General features: G+C 38.4%; 14 protein-coding genes. 11 read left to right on the top strand and 3 right to left on the bottom strand.

Annotation, left to right across the window (positions count from 1 at the left end; translation table 11 throughout):
- Nucleotides 1–97 precede the first annotated feature (97 nt).
- Nucleotides 98–1,945, bottom strand: a complete 1,848-nt coding sequence (locus tag ANA_RS15295) for a S8 family peptidase (protein WP_015080948.1) — start codon at nt 1,943–1,945, stop codon at nt 98–100.
- A 460-nt stretch (nt 1,946–2,405) separates the two neighbouring features.
- Between ANA_RS15295 and ANA_RS15290 the strand changes: the two genes are divergently transcribed.
- The 3 genes from ANA_RS15290 (at nt 2,406) to ANA_RS15280 (ending at nt 4,018) form a co-directional block, all read left to right on the top strand.
- Nucleotides 2,406–2,834, top strand: a complete 429-nt coding sequence (locus ANA_RS15290) for a hypothetical protein (RefSeq protein ID WP_015080947.1) — start codon at nt 2,406–2,408, stop codon at nt 2,832–2,834.
- Nucleotides 2,835–2,880: 46 nt separating this feature from the next.
- Nucleotides 2,881–3,177 (top strand): hypothetical protein, encoded by a 297-nt coding sequence (locus ANA_RS15285; protein ID WP_015080946.1) that lies wholly within the window; start codon nt 2,881–2,883, stop codon nt 3,175–3,177.
- 91 nt (nt 3,178–3,268) lie between these two features.
- Nucleotides 3,269–4,018 carry a M50 family metallopeptidase gene (locus ANA_RS15280; protein WP_015080945.1) on the top strand — a complete coding sequence of 250 codons (750 nt, stop codon included), beginning with the start codon at nt 3,269–3,271 and terminating at the stop codon, nt 4,016–4,018.
- Nucleotides 4,019–4,030: 12 nt separating this feature from the next.
- Here ANA_RS15280 and ANA_RS15275 read toward each other — a convergent pair whose 3' ends face one another.
- Entirely contained in the window at nt 4,031–4,828 is a 798-nt protein-coding gene (locus tag ANA_RS15275; protein ID WP_015080944.1) for a hypothetical protein, read from the bottom strand.
- Between the two features lie 167 nt (nt 4,829–4,995).
- Here ANA_RS15275 and ANA_RS15270 point away from each other — a divergent pair, with 167 nt between their 5' ends.
- The 8 genes from ANA_RS15270 to ANA_RS15235 all read left to right on the top strand — a co-directional run bounded on the left by ANA_RS15270 (nt 4,996) and on the right by ANA_RS15235 (nt 15,446).
- Nucleotides 4,996–5,973 carry a DUF362 domain-containing protein gene (locus ANA_RS15270; protein WP_015080943.1) on the top strand — a complete coding sequence of 326 codons (978 nt, stop codon included), beginning with the start codon at nt 4,996–4,998 and terminating at the stop codon, nt 5,971–5,973.
- Nucleotides 5,974–6,069: 96 nt separating this feature from the next.
- Nucleotides 6,070–7,428 carry a GUN4 domain-containing protein gene (locus tag ANA_RS23645; RefSeq protein WP_051155196.1) on the top strand — a complete coding sequence of 453 codons (1,359 nt, stop codon included), beginning with the start codon at nt 6,070–6,072 and terminating at the stop codon, nt 7,426–7,428.
- A gap of 397 nt (nt 7,429–7,825) precedes the next feature.
- Entirely contained in the window at nt 7,826–8,392 is a 567-nt protein-coding gene (locus tag ANA_RS15260; RefSeq protein ID WP_148279064.1) for a hypothetical protein, read from the top strand.
- Between the two features lie 345 nt (nt 8,393–8,737).
- Nucleotides 8,738–9,790, top strand: coding sequence for a permease (locus ANA_RS15255; RefSeq protein WP_015080940.1), 1,053 nt, complete (start codon nt 8,738–8,740; stop codon nt 9,788–9,790).
- Between the two features lie 210 nt (nt 9,791–10,000).
- Entirely contained in the window at nt 10,001–10,765 is a 765-nt protein-coding gene (locus ANA_RS15250) for a TIGR03943 family putative permease subunit (protein ID WP_015080939.1), read from the top strand.
- 206 nt (nt 10,766–10,971) lie between these two features.
- Nucleotides 10,972–12,471, top strand: a complete 1,500-nt coding sequence (locus tag ANA_RS15245) for an Ig-like domain-containing protein (protein ID WP_015080938.1) — start codon at nt 10,972–10,974, stop codon at nt 12,469–12,471.
- A gap of 215 nt (nt 12,472–12,686) precedes the next feature.
- Entirely contained in the window at nt 12,687–13,985 is a 1,299-nt protein-coding gene (locus ANA_RS15240; protein ID WP_015080937.1) for an RNA-guided endonuclease InsQ/TnpB family protein, read from the top strand.
- A 39-nt stretch (nt 13,986–14,024) separates the two neighbouring features.
- Nucleotides 14,025–15,446 carry a hypothetical protein gene (locus tag ANA_RS15235; RefSeq protein ID WP_148279063.1) on the top strand — a complete coding sequence of 474 codons (1,422 nt, stop codon included), beginning with the start codon at nt 14,025–14,027 and terminating at the stop codon, nt 15,444–15,446.
- A gap of 380 nt (nt 15,447–15,826) precedes the next feature.
- Here ANA_RS15235 and ANA_RS15230 read toward each other — a convergent pair whose 3' ends face one another.
- Complete coding sequence (locus ANA_RS15230) at nt 15,827–19,855, bottom strand: serine protease (protein ID WP_015080936.1); 4,029 nt, start codon at nt 19,853–19,855, stop codon at nt 15,827–15,829.
- Nucleotides 19,856–19,926: the final 71 nt, after the last annotated feature.

Here is a 19,926-nt window from a genome sequence, read left to right as displayed (position 1 = left end):
AATGCTTCGCCCGTACAGTTGTCAGTTGTCAGTTGTTAGCAATGGATAATAGGAAAAAATCTTACCCATTACCAATTACCAATTACCAATTACCTAATTAAGCAGTTTGTCCGTCTTTTTTCAATGCTAACCGGGCTAGTCCATAACAAAGTACAGCATTAACAAGAAGGAAAATTCGAGCTAGGTTACTATTTCCTAAACCCCAAACGGCAGGATCATAAACAGCACTAACGGTCAGAAAAGCTGTTATTCCTAAAGTTGCACCAATAGCAAACCATTTCCAACTAGGATGTCCTAAAAATAAGGCTATTAAAACAAAAGGAATTAAAACACTGGCAAAAAGAGGATTTAATGCGTCTGTTCCCTGTAAAGTGTTACCTAGTTCGGGAATGGAACTACCTAAAACCCGGAAAGGCCATTGAGGAAGATCAAAGATATAAAATCCTTTGAGGAAGAATAAGCCAGAACTGCCGAAAGTTAAGCCGCTGAATAAAGACCAACTCCAAGTGAAGGGGAAGTAAACCCGTAAGAACCAAGCTAGAAGATAAGAACCTATTACCATGAATATTTTAGGCACTAAAGCGATCGCTCCGCCATCTATCCAAAAGCCGGGATTAAGATAACCCTGTTCTCGCAACCACCGGAAAAAGTCAGGAACACTAATTATACCGTCGCTGGCTAATTTAACTGCGGCTTCGGCGTTGAGTTGTCCAGCCCCATAATAGTTCAAACCGTCGTCTTGAATGACTCTGGCTGACTGTTGGAGAACTTGCAAAATTTCATCGGGTTCTTTGATTCCCAAGGCTTTGATTAATGCCGCTACACCCGCAACGTGGGGAGAAGCCATACTTGTGCCTTGAAGTCCGAGAAATACGCCTTCACCTTGTTCATTAATAGTTTCTTGGAGAATTGTCCCAGTTTCACTCCCTCCAGGGGCAGAAATATCCACACCCGCACCATAGTTAGAATAGGATGCTCTTTCACCGTCAGGTCTAAAAGCGGAAACGCCAATAACATGATCATAACGGGCAGGGTAGCTTACGCCGTTGGTGTTTTCATTACCTGCGGCAGCAATGATAGTTACACCTTTGTTATGGGCATATTTAACCGCATCTTCCATGAGTTGGCTTTCTCCACCACCACCTAAGCTCATGTTAATGATGTCTGCGCCGTTATCAGCCGCAAATTTGATGGCTTCGGCAATGTCGGCTACTGTTCCTGCACCGTCAGCATTTAATACCTTTAAGGGCATGAGGCTGGCTTCATAGGCAACTCCAGCGACACCATAGGCGTTATTGGTGGCTTGGGCAACTGTACCAGCGACATGAGTTCCGTGTCCGTTGTCGTCTTTGGCTGCCTCTGTGTCGTTGACGAAATCATAGCCTTTGACAAATTTGGTTTCATATAAATCGCGGACTTTGGTAATGCCAGTATCAATTACGGCAACAGTGATACCACTACCTTTACTCCGAGTCCATGCCGCTTCTACGCCGATTTTGTGTAAGTTCCATTGTTTGCTATAATACTGGTCATTTGGACCAATTAAAGACGAACTTGGTTCTTCATTTTGCTGCGGTGCTAACAGTTCTCCTAACCAAGTGGCTTGTCCTTGGGGGACGATTTTGTAAATGTAATTTGGCTCGATAAATTCTGTAACTTTGGCAAAGGAAGATTTTCTTAAATCGTTGAGTCTTTGGCGATCGCCTTTGATAATATACACATGATCCGCTGCTGAATATTTATTATCCAATTGGGGGGTAACATGATATTCTTGAGCGATCGCTTGTAGATCCTTCTCAATCACATTTTCTGCCACATCTTCCCGAAAATCTAGCAAAATTGTCTCAAACTCACCTTTAGCTGCCAGTCCCTGAAAATTCAGAAACCCAAACACAGCAGCAGTCAGTCCAATGAGAAACAAGCACAACAATAGCAGTTTTTTCATTTTTTTCTCTTATATCCCCGTCTTCAAAGAAAGACAGCACGGAGAGGGAATTTTCTTACTACCATAGCTCATATAAGTAGGTTGGCGTTGAAAATTGTCGTCATAGCACTAGGCTTGAGGCAATACTTCGACTTCGCTCAGTAACCAGAGGCAAGAGTAAAGAAGTTTTCAGCGATTTTACATCTCTTTACACAGTTTGGTTTTATTGTGTTCACCTACTTAGTAGGTACATTCAATCAATTCCGGGGTATGATGGCGTGAGTTAAGGGAAATCTGATGATAAATTAGTCAATCTACTAATATTAGATAATACATTAAATTTTGTATCTTTGCTTATGACCTATATTTATATTGGATATTGTAAAATGGTATTTGGGAGATTTTAGAGAAAATTCTATCTTCTTACCTGTTTTCTAATTAAATTAACGACGCTCCTCTCAAAGAGGAATTACGAATTATTATGGAACGTGGTCTTTTATGGTTGCCTCTGTTAGTAGCATTTTTCTGGTTAGCGTGGCAAGGTTCACAGGAATTTAAGAAACTTCAAGCTTATCAAATTTGGGCAGAACAATTTGAACGGGCTAAATATGATATTTATGCAGTGTTAGCTCAAAAAGGTGATGATATCACTTGGGGAAAACCCACAACTAAAGGACCAATTGAATTAGAAACTTTTTCTTTGTTGGATGTTCAAGAAATTCGTTTTTTAGTAAATGGTAATGCCGTAGATATAGAAAATCCCCCCCCCAAAGGTCGAAAAATTGAATTAGAGTTTTTATTAACTACTCCTAAATCAATTTGTGTTCCATTTACAGAAGTTCCCCTCGCAGCAGAATGGGCTAAGTTTTTACAGAGGACATTAAAGAATTTGCAGATGCAAACACCGTAAAGAATTATGAGGGTATACAGCCCCTTTCAGTTATCAGCACATAATTATGAGATCCAGAATTGAAAATAACATTTTATTTATTCACCATGAAGACGTACCAGAATTTAAAAAAGGCGGTTCTGTAGTTAGAAATTCCTACTTTTGGGCTTTACGTTCCATTGCTGGACGTGCTAGACGTTATCATGATTGGGAATACGAATCAGAAGTTTGGTTAGCACTAGAACGAATGCTTTTATCATTTACTGAATCTGGGTATTTAGGTTATAAAGAAACAATGTTAGAGTTTCCCTTATCACAAGGTGAAATTCCTACTGTGTTACGGAATGCAGCCACTTGGGAATAAATTACCATTTCCTCTTATTTGCTATTCCTACTTTCTCAGAGAAGTAAGAATATTCAGCTAATTAGTGTAATTATGGACAGGAGAGTCACTAATGAGAGAACCCAGTAAAAATTTCAAACCTTTATTTACTCAAGAAACACCAACAGAAGTAGAACAAATGGGGCTAACCTGGTTAGTAGCAGCGGCTATAGTCACAGCAATTATGTGGCAGATACCCATAGGTAATTATATTTTGTACCCATTTTCTATCTTAGCAACTTGGTTTCATGAAATGGGTCACGGTTTAATGGCCTTGATGTTGGGGGGACAATTTCAAAAATTAGAAATTTTTGGTAACGGTTCTGGCGTAGCTCATTATACTTTAAGTAACACCTGGGGATACCTGGGGATTGGCTTAGTAGCGGCTGCCGGTCCAATGGGTCCACCTATTGCCGGTGCCAGCTTAATTCTTGCTTCTCGAAGTTTGAAAACAACTTCCTTGAGTTTAAAAATTTTAGGGGGATTTTTACTGCTGTCCACATTAATTTGGGTGCGTTCTTGGTTTGGCTTTGTGGCCATTCCCCTGTTAGGTTTGATGATATTGGGAATTGCCTTAAAAACACCTCTTTGGGTACAAGGGTTTGCAATTCAATTTTTAGGTGTGCAGGCTTGTGTAAGTACCTATCACCAACTTGATTATTTATTTAGTTATACTGCGGGTCCATTAGGACTATCAGATACAGGACAAATGCAGCGATATTTGTTTTTACCTTATTGGTTTTGGGGGCTATTAATGGCGATTGCATCTTTGGTCATCTTAGTCCAAAGTTTGCGCGTTGTCTATTCAACAAATCAGCAATAAATACTATTGATATTATTCAATCTGTTCACAACAAATTAACAGTTTTTCCATAGCTTCAGCTAAAGAAATTAACTCTTGCCAAGAAGAACCACTAACTAAGTTTTGAGCGTGTGCTAAACGGTTGCGTAAACGTTCAGCAGACTTGAGAAACTTTTCCCCAGAGCGTTTTGAATTCAATCCTAATTGCGGAAGTAGTTCTGATTGATTTAATATCAATTCTCGCTTATCGCAAAATTGTAAATAGTCTAATAAATCTGTAGCTTCGTTTCTTTCTCGACTCTCACGCCATAATTTTTGAGCCGCCTCCAGTCTATCAGGTTTAAGAAATTGTTGCCAAGAATCTTGAGGATAATAAAGCCTAACCAATCGTAACAAATTCATTTCTAAAAGGGTGATAAAGCTAAACAGTAGCATTCGCACAGGGGCTTTTTGTAAATCACCGTAAGTAATAATACCACTAACTTGGTTAGAATCTAAGACAAATAATCTGGGTTTTTGTGCTAAGATAGGCAATAATTTCATCAAAGGTGTGGAAATAGCAATTAATTCTTGGGGATGAAATATCTGTTGGTAGTCGCTACATTTTCCAGCCTGACATTGTATTAAATGAGAACGTTCCACATAACCACTAATAATATTTTCTGTCTCTACCCCTACCACATCAAAATCTTGTAACTGCATCCAATGTAATACTTCTTTGACATCAGCATCAACCGACACAGCCTTGAGAGGTTCGGCTACATATTCTATAGTGATACTTTTCTCAAATAGGCCGCGTAAATCTTGCGAGCGTGATTTTAGCTGTTTCATCTACCCTGAGAAATAAAATAAATATTAGCAAAATTAGTATTTCATAAAACTCCCTACCATAACTGTTCTTTAGATTCATCTTTGTCAAAGTAGCAAGAACTTTTCCACTATAGTTTAATTTTTGATACAGTATTAATGCTGAATGTAATATAACGCAATTATTTTCCATGTCAACACAAAAACCATCTGTTAGTCTCATTCGGGCTAAATCCTACGAACAGGAAGCTTTAAAAGAATCCTTAGAAACACTGCTAGAACCTTTAGGGGGCATGGCTGCTTTTGTCAAACCAGGCAACCGCGTTTTACTCAAACCCAACCTGCTCACAGGTTCTCGTCCTACTAAAGAATGTACCACCAGACCAGAATTAGTGCGTGCTGTTGCCGAAATGGTAATTGCTGTGGGTGGAAATCCATTTTTAGGAGATAGTCCCGCTTTTGGTAGTGCTAAAGGTGTGGCCATAGCGAATGGTTTATTACCAATTTTAGAAGAACTAAAATTACCACTGGTGGAATTTCACGGGAAACGTTATCAAACCGTCAACGACAATTTTAATCACTTGCTTTTATCGAAAGAAGCAATGGAAGCAGACGTGATTATTAATCTGCCTAAAGTTAAATCTCATATGCAATTAACCCTAACTTTAGGAGTTAAAAATCTCTTTGGTTGTGTTCCTGGGAAAATGAAAGCTTGGTGGCACATGGAAGCTGGCAAAGATGCTAACAAATTTGGAGAAATGTTAGTAGAAACTGCCAGAGCAATTAATCCAACTTTAACAATTTTAGATGGAATTATTGGTCATGAAGGTAATGGACCAAGTGGGGGAGAACCTCGGAAATTAGAAATTCTAGCAGCTGGGAGTAATGTATTTGCTTTAGATAGAGCAATGCTAGAAATTCTCCAAGTTGCACCCGCACAAGTTCCCACAGTTGCAGCTTCCCAAAGATTGGGAATATGTCCAGAATTAAGTGATATTCACTTCCCGAATTTATCACCCGATTTATTACAAATTACAGATTGGCAATTACCCGAAAAGTTAATGCCCATAGATTTTGCCATGCCGCGTGTGATTAAGTCTACTTTTAGGCATCTTTACATCAGGTTTATCAAAGAACCTATGAGCGCTTATACTGGAGGACGCTTGTAAGGTAAAGTATGGGCAGGGAGTAAATTCCCTGTCTAAACCCATTGATTCTACCAAGTAGGTGTGATACCATCTCACTTAAGTCATTTGTATGTAAATATGAATCTATCTAACCAAATACTGAAAAATAATTCTGCTATTTTCTCGGTTACGGTGTCAATATTTGTATTTTTTGTAGCCTTGATTCCCGTGCAAGCGGGAAAACTTGAGGACACTGCCCAACAAACTACAGTCCAAATTAATAGTGAGGGTAATAACTCTCCCGGAGGTTCAGGTGTAATTATTAATAAAAAAGGAAAAATTTACACCGTTCTAACGGCTAATCATGTTGTCTGTGATGCCATAAAGGGACGCAAAAAAATTACTTGTACTACAGACGTTAGTTACACAATTCGTACTTACACTGGTAAAGATTATCCGATTAAAGATCGTCGGGCATTACAGCAAAATGAGAATGACCCAGATTTGGCTGTGGTTACTTTTGAAGCCCAGGAAAATTATCCTGTCGCTACTTTAGGAAATTCTCAAGAGGTAGAAAGGGAGGCAGATATTAAAGTTACTGGCTTTCCTACTATTTTTGGTAAAGGGGGGACGGAGAGAGAATATTCAGTTACACGAGGAAAGGTGACTACTTTACTTCGCAAAGAGAAGAACGGTTATACCCTAGTATATGATGCCACTACTAAAACTGGTAATAGTGGCGGACCAGTGTTTGATATTTCTGGTAGAGTTATCGGTATTCACGGACAAGGTGATTATGGTGGAGAAGATGGCAGTGATCCGAGCGAGTTACAAACCACCAGAATACAGAAACCAGTCATACCTGTGAAAAAACTAGTACCTGGAAAAAAGGAAACAGGAACATCCCCAGAGGGAAAAACAGGATTTAATGGGGCAATTCCTATTAATACCTATTTTGCTCTCATTGGTGAGAAACCTCCTACTCCTAATCCTAGTAGGGGTGTAATTCCGCCAAAGACAGAACAAGAACCAATAGCCACAATAGGCAATACTGGAAACTTTCCCGCTAGTATGGACAAATTATCACAATTATTATCTCAAGGTGATTGGAAAGGGGCTGACGAGGAAACAAAGTCTCTAATGCTGGAGATTAGCCAAGCTTCTGGATCACTCAATGATAAGGCAATTTCTCGATTGTCCTGCGGAAAATTAAGCTTTATTAATCAAATTTGGCAAACTAAAAGCCAAGGTCGCTTTGGTTTTTCTGCACAAGCACAAAAATGGAAGAGTTTATTTGGTAATAAATTTGAACCAACTAACGAGCATTTTGAAGATTTTGCTACTGATTTAGGTTGGCGTTATCGAGGTAGATATTTATCTAATAATCAGCTTAAATACTCTTTAGATGCGCCTAAAGGATATCTCCCTAGAGCATTTTTAGATGGACCTGTTTGGGGAAATTTCATTGCGTATTTTGATGGTTGTAAGATAAAGTAATTTCATACCTAGATGAATCTGCATACAATTTGAAAAGCATAAAACTATTGCTTATTAATTGCTGCGGGTATATATAGCTATAAATTGAGCCAAGCTTACTAACCTCATAGTTCAATCCGGTTCAATATCAAGAATTGAACTCAACAATCCAAGTTAATATCCTTCGTTAACTGAAGCTTATTGACTAAATACAGCGGTTTCCGCTCTTATGAGGTACAAAGTTGAATCATGAAACTCTTGTAGTGCGGGCATCTTGCCCGCTAGATATGTACCTTATAACACCGGGAAGTGCTGTAACCTACAAATTCTTTACTTTATGGTGAGAAAAATGTCAAAGAGAACTCGCTGCATATCCTATTTGATGAAGATTGTTGTATTGTCCACTCCATTAGTATTCATGCAATCCTTGCCGAGTTGGGGACAATCTGCTCCTGCTGCACCTGAGATTGGGTTTGAAGTTGAGGGACAATCAGAACTTAATCAGATAGTTTTGCCTTTGTTTAAATATGTGGGTGAATGTCCTAGTGCTACAACTTATATAAGTGACACTAAAGCTTGGTTTACATCCTCAAGTGAACCACCAAAAAATGGCAGGAGAGTAATTATCAGAAACATTTCTCGGGGAATGTCTCCTGACAATTTCCCATACACTGATCGAGATTATAGTAAAGGGAGAGGCTCAGAGTCCACCAAAATAAGTATCGGGACTCGGCATAGTGGTAGTGCATTTGTTGTGAAGAGAGATGCCAATGAATTTGAATACGAGATTAGACAAGATAATTCAGTAGTTGAGAGGGGACAATTTTCTTCATTTGTCCGTGGAAGTTCTACTGTGTCAGAAATTCCTAGAGAACAAGTAGAGGTTGATAAAGGATACTGTGCAGAAAAAGGTAGCGGCTTTTTGGGTTTCTTATCTTGTAAAAATTGGGTAGAAAACAAAGTTAAAGAGTGTCCGAAAGACTAATATCTTATTGAACTAATTAGAGATTACGGAATCAACCTAAAACTTGCTTGTAGAGACGTTCCATGGAACGTCTCTATATTTTTGTGCCGATATGTCTAATAACTTATCTAGCCAGTTTAAGTTGTAAATTTAGCAATGGTAGGCAAAAGACAAGCAATTTTTTCATAAATTATTGAGGACTGCTATAATTTCCTCACTATAATGGGATTTAATTTTAGCTGCTTAATCAATGATCCCCGTATCGCTTTAGTATAGGTTGGTGTTAGCCATATTTCTCGCTACCCTATTAAATGAAATGACAACACAAAACTCTAAAACTCAGAACTGCTGTTGAATACAACGCCCATGAATCAACTGAACAATGGTTTTACAATATTTCTCAGTCTACTAGTGGAGGCGATGCCATTTTTACTGCTGGGTGTATTTTTATCCAGTCTATTACTATTATTTGTCGATGAAAGTAAATTGGTGGAGAAAATGCCCAGAAATCCCCTATTGGGGGCTTTATTTGGCAGTATGATCGGCTTTTTGTTTCCAGTTTGTGAGTGCGGTAATGTGCCTGTGGCCAGACGGCTATTGATGCAGGGAGTACCCACACCAGTAGCGATTGGCTTTTTATTAGCAGCGCCAACAATTAACCCCATTGTGATTTGGTCAACTTGGACTGCATTCCGCGATCAACCAGAAATAGTAGTGTTAAGAGTGGTATTTTCCCTAGCCATTGCCACTATTATTGGTTTTATCTTCAGCTTTCAACCGGATTTAGTTCCCTTTCTGCAACCATCAATCGCCCGTTATCTTAAATTTAACCCCCCAGCACCACCGAAAACAAACCGCAGGGGACGACAATCTCAAGTACAACCCCAAACTAATACACCGAGTTTATTGCAATCAGGAACATATATTCTTGGTGGCACAACGGGAGCGTCGAAACGCATAGATGATAGTTACAGTGAAGTCGCTGCAATTTCTAACTTCAGTAAACCCTTATCAGAGAAACTCCGCTCCCTATTAGATAATATTATCCAAGAACTCCGGGAATTGGGCGGAGTCATGGTATTAGGCAGTGCGATCGCCGCCGCTACCCAAGTTTTAGCCCCCCGTGACCTGATTATTAGTCTTGGGGCTGGGCCAATTAGCTCGATTTTAGCCATGCTAGTATTAGCAGCAGTTGTATCAATATGCTCCACAGTTGATGCCTTTTTTGCCCTGTCTTTTGCTTCCACCTTTACTAGCGGGTCATTGTTAGCATTTCTAGTCTTTGGACCGATGATTGATATTAAAGGTATTGGTTTAATGCTCTCAATTTTTAAGCCAAAAGCCTTGATATATCTGTTTTTATTAGCTGGACAATTGACACTTTTATTCACCCTATTTCTGAATCTGCACGTGATCTGAATCAAGATTGGGTCTCTTTTGAGCAAAATTTTCTTTTTTCCCCCTCAAATGTGGGGTGTGAGGTATGGGGTTTAAATCCTGGGAAGGTGGGAATATAGTAATTGGAGATTGAAAAAAAGGTAGTCGGTAATTTTCTAAAATAATTTCTGTTCCCCCTTCCCTCCTCCCTATTCCCTCTTACCTATTCCTTATGATACCTAAATAACTTTAATGCTAAATTCCCAAACTAAAGCCCCAAATAAACTCATCCCTTGGCTAGATGTATTAGCCATTACAGCTTGGGGTATTCTGATGTTGAAATATTGGCTAACGGGCAAACTCTACTTATTGATTCACCCGGATTTCTTTTGGTTAGTAGTTGTCGCCGGCATAGCCTTATTAATCATTGGTTTCTCTAAGGGATTGCAACTGTGGAAACACCGTCACATTCCCCAAATACCTAGTGCTGGGCATATTAATTTGTTTCCCCCTGGTTGGGGCAGTTTCCTGTTACTAACAACGGCAATTTTAGGATTAATGATTACACCTCGTGTCTTTGCGAGTCAAACAGCCCTAGATCGGGGTGTGACTGAATCAACAGGTGCTAGTCGCACTCAACCCCAGGCATTTCGGGCTACAGTTCGCCCAGAAGAGCGATCGCTTGTAGATTGGGTCCGCACATTGAATGTCTATCCCGAACCGGACGCATACACAGGGCAAAAGGCAAAAGTCCAGGGATTTGTGATTCATCAACCTAACGTCAGTGAAGAATATATATTTTTAGCCAGATTTGTTCTCAGTTGTTGTGCCGCAGACGCTTATCCCGTGGGATTACCAGTCCAAATATCTGGATCACGTCAACAGTACCCCCCTGATACATGGTTAGAAATAGAAGGACAAATGACAACACAAACTGTCGGAGAGAAACGCCAACTCACTATCAAAGCCAACTCCCTGAAAAAAATTCCTCAGCCGCAAAATCCTTACAGTTATTAAGTAGGTTGGCGTTGAAAATTGTCGTTATGGCAAGAGGCAAGAGTGAAGAAGTTTTGGGCAATTTTACTTTTCTTTACACAGATTGGTTTTATTGTGTTCACCTACTTAGTCAGGAGTAGATGATAAGTGTAACTTTTGCTGATTGCCCTTAAATACACAAAAGATGATCAATCTAAAATCTAAAATCCAAAATATAAAATTGTTAGATGAACAAATCCTATAAACTTATTCAACCATTAGACGGAATTGCGATCGCCGTCATGCTCCTACTGAGTGTGTTGATTGGGTTAATCATCTGGAAAGGTGATGTAGTCAAACCTATGGTTCGCACCTTTACCTGGGAAAATCAACAAATTGGCGCTGAGGATCTCTCCTTCTCCCTCACCTTTAGTCGGCCAATGGACTCCAAAAGCATCGAGGAGAATTTAAAAATAGATCCACCTCTAGCCGGTAAAACCAGTTGGGCTGGCAGAAGAATGGTGTACACACTCCTTACCCCAGCCCCCTACGGCACAAACTACCAAGTCAAACTAGAAAAAGGTCAAGATAAATATTCCCAAGCGGAAGGAAAAAACCGCGTCATGCAGCCCTTTACAGGTAGCTTTTCTACCCGCAATCGCGTCATCCTTTATATTGGCTCGGCACCAGAAGTCCAAGGGCAGTTGGTACTTTATAATTTAACCCAAGAACAAAAAAAAGTTCTTACCCCCAAAGACTTAATTGTGATGGATTTTGAACCATTCCCCAATGGTGAAAAAATCCTCTTCTCGGCTCGTTCTGCTAAAAATCCTGATTTACTTTCCGCCCAACTTTATACAGTCAGCACAGGTATTTCTAGTCAAATTGGGACAGAAATAGCCGCCGCAGGGAAAGTTGACCTAATTTTAGATAACAAAGAATATCAAAATCTCAAATTTGACCTTTCAGCCGATGGCAAAATTATTGTTATTCAAAGAGGTAAACGAGATAATCCCGGTGATTTTGCTCTCTGGTACTTATCAACCAGCAATGATAATTCCGCCGAAAAACCCACGCCAAAACGGTTACAAGGGCAGCCTGGTGGAGATTTTCTGATTACACCCGATAGCAAAGCCGTAGCAGTTTCCCAAGGACAGGGGACAGCAATTGTATCTTTAGACGGTGATAGCAACAAACCTCTCGATTTTCTGCCTCAATTTGGCTTAGTCCAAGCTTTCTCTAAGGACGGTTCCCAGGCAGCGATGGTCAAATTTAATACTGATTATACGCGAGATTTGTTTTTAGTCACCAACCAAGGTGTACAAAAACAATTATTAAAAACTACAGGCTCAATTCTTAGCTGTCAGTTTGATCCGGCTTCCCCTAGTCTTTACTGTTTAGTTACCCAACTTATTTCTAAAGAACAATACATAGAACAACCTTACTTGGTATCCATTGACTTGAAAACAGGCAAGCAAAAACCATTGTTAATCTTGCCTCCGGCTCAACGTAATGTGCAAACCAGTTTAGCACCTGACGGTTTAGGCTTCTTATTTGACCAAGTAGTTCCCATTGCCAATAACACCACACCATTACCCGCAAACACCTTAAAAACTGATGATGGTGAACCCATTGCTAGTAGTAGTCTCTGGTTAATGCCCATGCTACCTATAGCTGATAATACCAATATTGACATTAAACCAGAACAACTACCTCTCATGGGCTTTCATCCCCATTGGCTACCCTAATTAATTGACAATTGACAATTGACAATTGACAATTATTAATTATAAGGAGAATGCCGAAAACCCTTGAAGGCGTGTCCGACTCAGGAGGACACACCTGTGCAACAGCTGCGGGATGAAGGCTAGTTGCAGGATTTATCCTGCACTGACATTTTGTATATATTGTATAATAAACGCAGGTCGAAACCAAATCAAGTTGATTGTTCAAGGTTAAATCAATGTTAGTCCTAGAATACAAAGTTAAAGGTAAACAAGATCAATACAACGCCATAGACGATGCAATTCGTACCACCCAATTCATTCGTAACAAAGCGATAAGATATTGGATGGATGCCCCGCAGGAACTCAAAATTGACAAGTTTGCTCTTAACAAGTATTCAACAGAACTACGCTCAGACTTTACCTTTGCTGCTGAATTAAACTCAATGGCAGTACAATCAGCCGCAGAAAGAGGATGGTCTGCTATATCAAGGTTTTACGACAATTGTAAATGTAAAAAGTCTGGAAAGAAAGGATATCCACGTTTTCAAAAAGATTGCCGTTCTGTTGAATATAAAACATCAGGATGGAAATTACACAAAACTAAGCGACGGATTACTTTTACTGATAAAAAAGGGATTGGTGAACTCAAATTATTAGGTAAATGGGATATTCAATCCTACGAACTTAAAGATATTAAACGAGTACGTTTAATCCGTCGTGCAGATGGATATTATGCTCAGTTTTGTATCGGCATTGATGTTGTAGATATTCAACCGAAAACAGGTAATGAAATCGGGTTGGATGTTGGTATTGAGTCGTTTTACACCGATTCTAATGGACATCATGAGCCTAACCTTCAGTTTTTGAGGAAAGCTGAAAAATCTATCAAACATTCTCAAAAACGGATTTACAAAAAAGTCAAAGGTTCTAGCGGTAGGAAAAAAGCTAGAAAACTTTACGCTAAAAAACACTTAAAAGGTAGGGGCGAAGCATTCGCTTATAAAAATTATGCGACCAACCGACAACTCAACAGCGCGAATGCTTCGCCCGTACGGCAACGGAATGAACACGCTAAAAGAATAGCGCGTAACGTATGCAAGTCTAACGACTTAGTGGCCTATGAAGATTTACGTGTTTCAAACATAGTAAAAAATCATTGTTTAGCAAAATCAATTAGTGATGCTAGTTGGTATTTGTTCCGACAATGGATTGAATATTTTGCGGTTAAATTTGACAAGATTGCTATAGCCGTAGCACCTCATTACACTTCTCAAAAGTGTTCTAGCTGTGGCGTAATTGTCAAAAAATCTCTATCAACTCGTACCCATAATTGTAGTTGTGGATCATATCTTCATAGAGATACAAACGCCGCAATTAACATTCTTAATCTTGCAAAAAATAGGGGAGGGCATCCCCAAATTAACGCTACAGGAGTTGAAGCCACTACTCTGCTTGGTGTAAACCTGGAAAAGCCAAGTTTTGACGGTGAATGTAGAATCCCCGTGTCTTTAGACCGGGGAGTGTCAATTGTGTAAATAACTGATAACGGCTACGTATTTGTGGATAATAATAATATGACCGTGACAAATTTACCTATTATAAAGCTAACGCCACGCTATCGGCCAACTATAGATTGTCAATGTGAAACCGTAGTTATGGAAAAATTGGAAGACAGTAACCAACAAGACTGGATTGCAGAACCTAATATTGATCAACAAGCACAGATCAACTTAGAATTTCAGCAATTACTCAAGTTAAATACAGAATTAACTACAGCTAATAATCATCTCTATGCTCAGGTAGAGCAGTTAAAAACCGAATTAGCTGAAGCCGAAAAGATTTTGCAATGGCACAAAACCCGGTCTACTGTGACGGAATCTATGTTTAACCAACAAAATCAAGAACTTTCCGCTGGTCAAGAACAAATTCATTCCCTGTATCAGCAGTTAGAAACTGCTGTCCAAACAGTTCAACAACAAGAAATTTGTATTGAAAATTATCAAGCTAATTTGCAAGTTAGCCAACAGCGGTTAGCGCATTTGGAAAGAGAATGTTCTCTTTTGCAAGCTAACTACAGTCAAGAGTCTCAACAGTTATTACACTCGGAAAATACTTGTCGTGAATTGCGGTCTCGGCTAATGCGTCAACAACGACAGACTATGCAATTTAAATCGGCTTTGGAAAAATGTCTAGATACTCCCATTCCTAGCCATGAAAATTTAGAAGATCATATCCATCATCCCCATGATGTGATTCACAAACAAACGCGATTCTCCAGAAAAGCCCGGTCTTTGTTTCCCAATGCTCAACCTATTCGACCTTGGACAGGGGAGACAGATTCTGTGAATGAGTCTGTAAATAATTCCTGGGTTAAGCCGACAGCAACAACTTCTGAAAATTATCCCCATCATCCAGAACCAGTAATCTCTCAGCCTACACAAGTTGATGAATCAACAACTGCATCAACAACTGAAGATGATTCTGGGGTATTATCCCTAGACCAGCAATTAGAAGGGATAATTCATCGGTTTTTTATTACACCATCATCTGAAGCAACGGAGGAGGGGACCCAGGCAAAAGTAAATATTCATCAAGGTGATATATCTGTTTTAGAAACTTTAGTATCTACTTCGGAAAATCATCCACAACCAGAAATAATTATTCAACAGGATTTGCAGATGGAAATTGATCCTTATGGTACTACTGAAAATTCTGGAAAGGAAGATTTTCCACTATCACTAATAGAGGAATTTCCAATCATTTCCACCGCTCTCAGCCATCAGATCAATACTGTGGAAATGGAAGATTATTGGTTGGATATTTCCCCGACAACGGAATCAAATTTACCCACTAATGATGTTTTGCCAAAGTTATTGGATGAAAATACATCTGACCATAAATCGCCTTCACCATTGATTTATCCCCAAAGACCACCCAAGGGACGCAAATCTTTAGCATCTGTAGAACTACCGAATTTTCAACCTAAGCATAAGTAGCTTTTTTTGGTGATAACCCACCTTTCGCACCCTAAACTGTCACACAAGGAAAATTGGTCGTTGGGAAATTTGGGACTAGCGAAATGCTTACAGCAGCACTTCGCTATAGCTATCTGAAATTTTCACATTTTTGTATAAAAATCATCCTTTTAAGTATTGAAAAATCCGAAATTACCGATTGTGATACTAAGAGGGTGTTTGAAAAGTTATGGTTGATGTATCAAATATTTTTTACCCCACCCTAACCCTCCCCTTGTAAAGGGGAGGGAACTGGATTTTTATTGTTTCCCCCCTTTACAAGGGGAAAGGGGGGTAGCAATGTGATGAAAATTACGGAATACCACTTTTCAAACATCCTCTAAGGGTGCGGAAGGTGGGTTCTAAATCAAACCTTTTATCCGAGGATTATTCAAAAACTCCTGACTATCTTTTATCAACTTTTCACCCCAACCATTTTCTTTGAGAAACTCAATCTTTCCATAACGTTTATCTAATTTTAATGCCGTTTCTGCCGATTTCAAACCGGCTTCTTGATCACCTTTCCCATACAAAGCTACACCTAATGCTAAATGTGCTTCTGCAAAATTGCTATTGATTTTGATCGCATTTCGCCAATAATTAATTGCTGTTTCTACTTCTCCCATTTCATAGGAAACTATACCTAAGTTCGTGTAAGCTTCGGGATAGTCGGGTTTTAATTTAATGGCTTGATTCCAATCATCAATCGCTTGTTTGTAGTCTTTTAAGAAATAGTGAGCAATACCCCGAACATAGTAGGCTTCGGTAAAGTCTGGTTTTAATTTAATGGCTTGAGTATAATCATCAATTGCTTGTTTGTGGTCTTTTAATTGAAAGTAAGCATCACCCCTAGCACTATAGTATGTTGCATTTTTAGGATCAATTTTAATGGCCTGAGTATAATCATTAATTGCCAGTTTATAGTCTTTTAATTGTAAGTAAGCAAAACCCCTAGTACCATAGTATATTGCATTTTTAGGATCAAGTTGAATGGCATGAGTATAATCATTAATTGCCTGTTTGTAGTCTTTCAATTGTAAATAAGCATCACCCCTAGTACCATAGTATATTGCATTTTTAGGATCAAGTTGAATGGCCTGATTATAATCATCAATTGCCAGTTTGTATTCTTTCAATTGTAAATAAGCAGCACCCCTTAAATTGATTATTTTTTTAGGGTCAATTTTAATGGCTTCAGTGTAATTATCAATCGCTTGTTTATAGTCTTCTAAGAAATGGTGAGCAATACCCCTACCACTATAGTAGTTTGCATTTTTAGGATCAATTTTAATGGCTTGGGTGTAATCATTAATCGCCTGTCTGTATTCTTTTGATAATAAGTAAGTATTACCCCTAAGACCATAGTATGTTGCATCTTTAGGATCAAATTTAATGACTTGACTCCAATCATTAATTGCTTGTTTGTATTCTTTTAGTTTAAAGTAAGCAAAACCCCTAGCACCATAGTATGTTGCATTTTGAGGGTCAATTTGAATGACTTGATTGTAATCATCAATTGCCTGTTTGTATTCTTTTAACTTATAGTAAATACCAGCACGAATGGCATAAGAATTTGCATTTTGAGAATCAATTTTAATGGCTTGAGTGTAATCATCAATTGCCAGTTTGTATTCTTTTAACTCATAGTAAATACCTCCCCTGGTTCTGTAAACTGTACTCATGAAACCAGTGTAACCACTAAGGAAGCCTTTAATATCTTTAAATTCAGAGTATCTGAGACCTTGCATAGTGTATGGTGCATTTTTAGGGTCACGACGAATAGTTTCTGTTAAATCAGATATAGCTTGTTTATAGTCTTTTAACTTTGAGTAAGCAAGACCCCGCAAGGAGTAGTAGATTGCATCTTTAGGGTCAAGTTGAATGGCTTGAGTATAATCAGCTATGGCTTGTTTATAGTCTTTTAATTCTGAGTAAGCCCCACCCCTCATACCATAGTATGTTGCATCTTTAGGGTCAAGTTGAATGGCTTGAGTATAATCAGCTATGACTTGTTTGTAGTCTTTTAATTGTGAGTAAGCAATACCCCTGCTATTATAGTATTTGGCATTTTTAGGGTCAAGTTGAATGGCTTGAGTATAATCATTAATTGCCTGTTTGTATTCTTTCAATCCCTCGTAAGCAATACCCCTGCTATTGTAGTATTTGGCATTTTTAGGGTCAAGTTGAATGGCTTGAGTTGAATCAGCTATGCTTTGTTTGTATTCTTCTAATTGTCCGTACAACAAACCCCTGAAGTTGTAAGATACAGCGTCTTTAGGGTCAAGTTGAATCGCTTGAGTAAGATCAGTTATGGCTTGGCGATAGTTTTTTAACTCTACATAAGAAAAACTACGCACATTATAAGCAAATTTGAACAGAGGATTAATTTTAATAGATTGATTGTAAGCCTCAATTGCTTCAGGAAACCGCTTTAAGTAATGAAGCGTAAAACCTCGCCAGTAATAAAGATCAAATTGATTAGGACTCAGAGTAATGGCTTTGTCAAAAGATGTTAAGGCTTCAGAATATTTATCTAATGTAAACAGCAATCTACCCCGATCTTTCCAAGCTTGAGCAAAGTTGGGATTAATTTTAAGAGCTTTATCATAAGCAGCAATGGATTCTGGGTATTTTTTCTCACTATCAAATATCACCCCCTTGAAATACCAAGCTTGATAAAAATCCGGTTTTTTCGCAATCGCTTTATTAACAGCTTTTCTCGCTTCTGCATATTTTTGAGAACGCCATAGTTGATTGGCATAATTTAGCCATGATATTTCATTATCGCTGTTTTTAGGAACTTGATCCAATGGTAATAAATATTCACTAATTACATCCTCTTCCGATTTTTTCAGTGTAGCTGGTACAGTAGTTTCGACTTTTAAATCTGAATCTATTCCTCCTTGTTCAACCAAATTTAAAAATGTCCTAATGGGAATACCAGAACTACTACCTAAATTGATTTCACCATCAAAATCGAGTGATATTTCACCTTCCGCTCTGCCATGAATACCAATTAATCTTCCTTGGGTATCTAAAACCGCACCGCCACTCACTCCTTTCTTAGTAATATTACTATAAAGTAGATCATAACCATCACTTAAAACAGTTTGTATTTTCTCAGTTCTTTGATTATTGAAACTTAGATAAGTATTTAACTTAATGACTTGCTGTTGGCTCAAAACTCCCGCTGTTAAAATCCGGTGAAGTTTGTTTTTATTTTGTTGTTTATTACCAGGAAAACCAGAAACAAACACTTTTTGACCTTTAGTATTTAAACTATAATTTGCTAAAGTTGCAACTTGATATTTTTGATTACTGGTAAATTGAACAACGGCTAAATCAACTCCAGGCATTCTTTTCGCATTGCTAACATTTATAGCATATCGTTGATTATCGGGTGCGACTATTTCTAACTTATCTTTTAATTTTTTTTCATCACGATTCCAGATCACATGATCCGCAGTCAACACATAATAAATATTACCTTTCTGGGCAATAATTACCCCAGAACCGATATCTGTGGGGTTAGCATTAGGAATTAACACCGTAATTTCTTGGGCAATTTTATCAATATCATTAATCAAACCTTTTTTCGCTATCAAAGCAGAATCATCAATCTTTTTAGGCGATTTAGCAATAACTTCATTGACTACTTTAGCGACACTATAAATTGGTACACCCCAACTATATTGACGCATTTGCTGACGTTCGGCTGCACTGGGTTTACTATTGTCAATATAAGTATATATTTTATCAGAAATAGGATAAGCATGAACGGCATTAATACCAATAACTTCACCTTGATAATTTAATATGGGTCCGCCACTCATTCCTGGTTGAACTTTATTGCTGTAACCTATGCGATAACCTCTTTGAAAACTTTTATCTGGTAATAGAGAAATTTGTCCTTCTGTGAAAACCAATTTAGCACTATCACTCACAAATCCAGCCGCGACAATTTTTTGTTCTACTGCTATAGGTGCGGAAATTCCTAAAGTAGCTATCGTATATTCTGCTGTTGATTCAAACTGGAATAAAGCCACATCTTGATTTTTTAAAGATGCTGGTTTTTCTTTAATGACAGTAGCAGGATATATTTTTCCATCTGGTGTTTGAATGCGATAAGATGCACCTGGATTCATCACATGATCATTGGTTAAAATAGTGTAATTATTACCATTTTTAGCAATTAAAGTTCCTGAAGCACTGCCATTTTTAGTTAATATTTTCACCGTGATTGATTTGGCTAAAGCTTGTAATTTTGCTGAGGTTAATAGTTTTTTTGTAGGTTCTTGTGCGGTAACTGGTTGAGGAGAAATCAATAACAATTGCTGAGGAATAGTTAATAAAGCAGTTGTGCAAATGAGGGTAAAAAATAGGTGTTTCATGATCTTTTTTTGTTTGAGTAAATTAGGAGATGAATATAAGTAGGTTGGGTTGAGGAAAGAAACCCAACACT

It is taken from the genome of Anabaena sp. 90 (assembly GCF_000312705.1).
Lineage (GTDB): Bacteria > Cyanobacteriota > Cyanobacteriia > Cyanobacteriales > Nostocaceae > Dolichospermum > Dolichospermum lemmermannii.
Note: the sequence above shows the minus strand (reverse complement) of the source record. Positions and strands in the feature narration are given on the sequence as shown.

Excerpts from the sequence above, each read along its gene's own strand:
- ANA_RS15295 (WP_015080948.1), bottom strand. The coding sequence starts at position 1,945 with ATGAAAAAACTGCTATTGTTGTGCTTGTTTCTCATTGGACTGACTGCT.
- ANA_RS15290 (WP_015080947.1), top strand. The coding sequence starts at position 2,406 with ATGGAACGTGGTCTTTTATGGTTGCCTCTGTTAGTAGCATTTTTCTGG.
- ANA_RS15285 (WP_015080946.1), top strand. The coding sequence starts at position 2,881 with ATGAGATCCAGAATTGAAAATAACATTTTATTTATTCACCATGAAGAC.
- ANA_RS15280 (WP_015080945.1), top strand. The coding sequence starts at position 3,269 with ATGAGAGAACCCAGTAAAAATTTCAAACCTTTATTTACTCAAGAAACA.
- ANA_RS15275 (WP_015080944.1), bottom strand. The coding sequence starts at position 4,828 with ATGAAACAGCTAAAATCACGCTCGCAAGATTTACGCGGCCTATTTGAG.
- ANA_RS15270 (WP_015080943.1), top strand. The coding sequence starts at position 4,996 with ATGTCAACACAAAAACCATCTGTTAGTCTCATTCGGGCTAAATCCTAC.
- ANA_RS23645 (WP_051155196.1), top strand. The coding sequence starts at position 6,070 with ATGAATCTATCTAACCAAATACTGAAAAATAATTCTGCTATTTTCTCG.
- ANA_RS15260 (WP_148279064.1), top strand. The coding sequence starts at position 7,826 with ATGCAATCCTTGCCGAGTTGGGGACAATCTGCTCCTGCTGCACCTGAG.
- ANA_RS15255 (WP_015080940.1), top strand. The coding sequence starts at position 8,738 with ATGAATCAACTGAACAATGGTTTTACAATATTTCTCAGTCTACTAGTG.
- ANA_RS15250 (WP_015080939.1), top strand. The coding sequence starts at position 10,001 with ATGCTAAATTCCCAAACTAAAGCCCCAAATAAACTCATCCCTTGGCTA.
- ANA_RS15245 (WP_015080938.1), top strand. The coding sequence starts at position 10,972 with ATGAACAAATCCTATAAACTTATTCAACCATTAGACGGAATTGCGATC.
- ANA_RS15240 (WP_015080937.1), top strand. The coding sequence starts at position 12,687 with ATGTTAGTCCTAGAATACAAAGTTAAAGGTAAACAAGATCAATACAAC.
- ANA_RS15235 (WP_148279063.1), top strand. The coding sequence starts at position 14,025 with ATGACCGTGACAAATTTACCTATTATAAAGCTAACGCCACGCTATCGG.
- ANA_RS15230 (WP_015080936.1), bottom strand. The coding sequence starts at position 19,855 with ATGAAACACCTATTTTTTACCCTCATTTGCACAACTGCTTTATTAACT.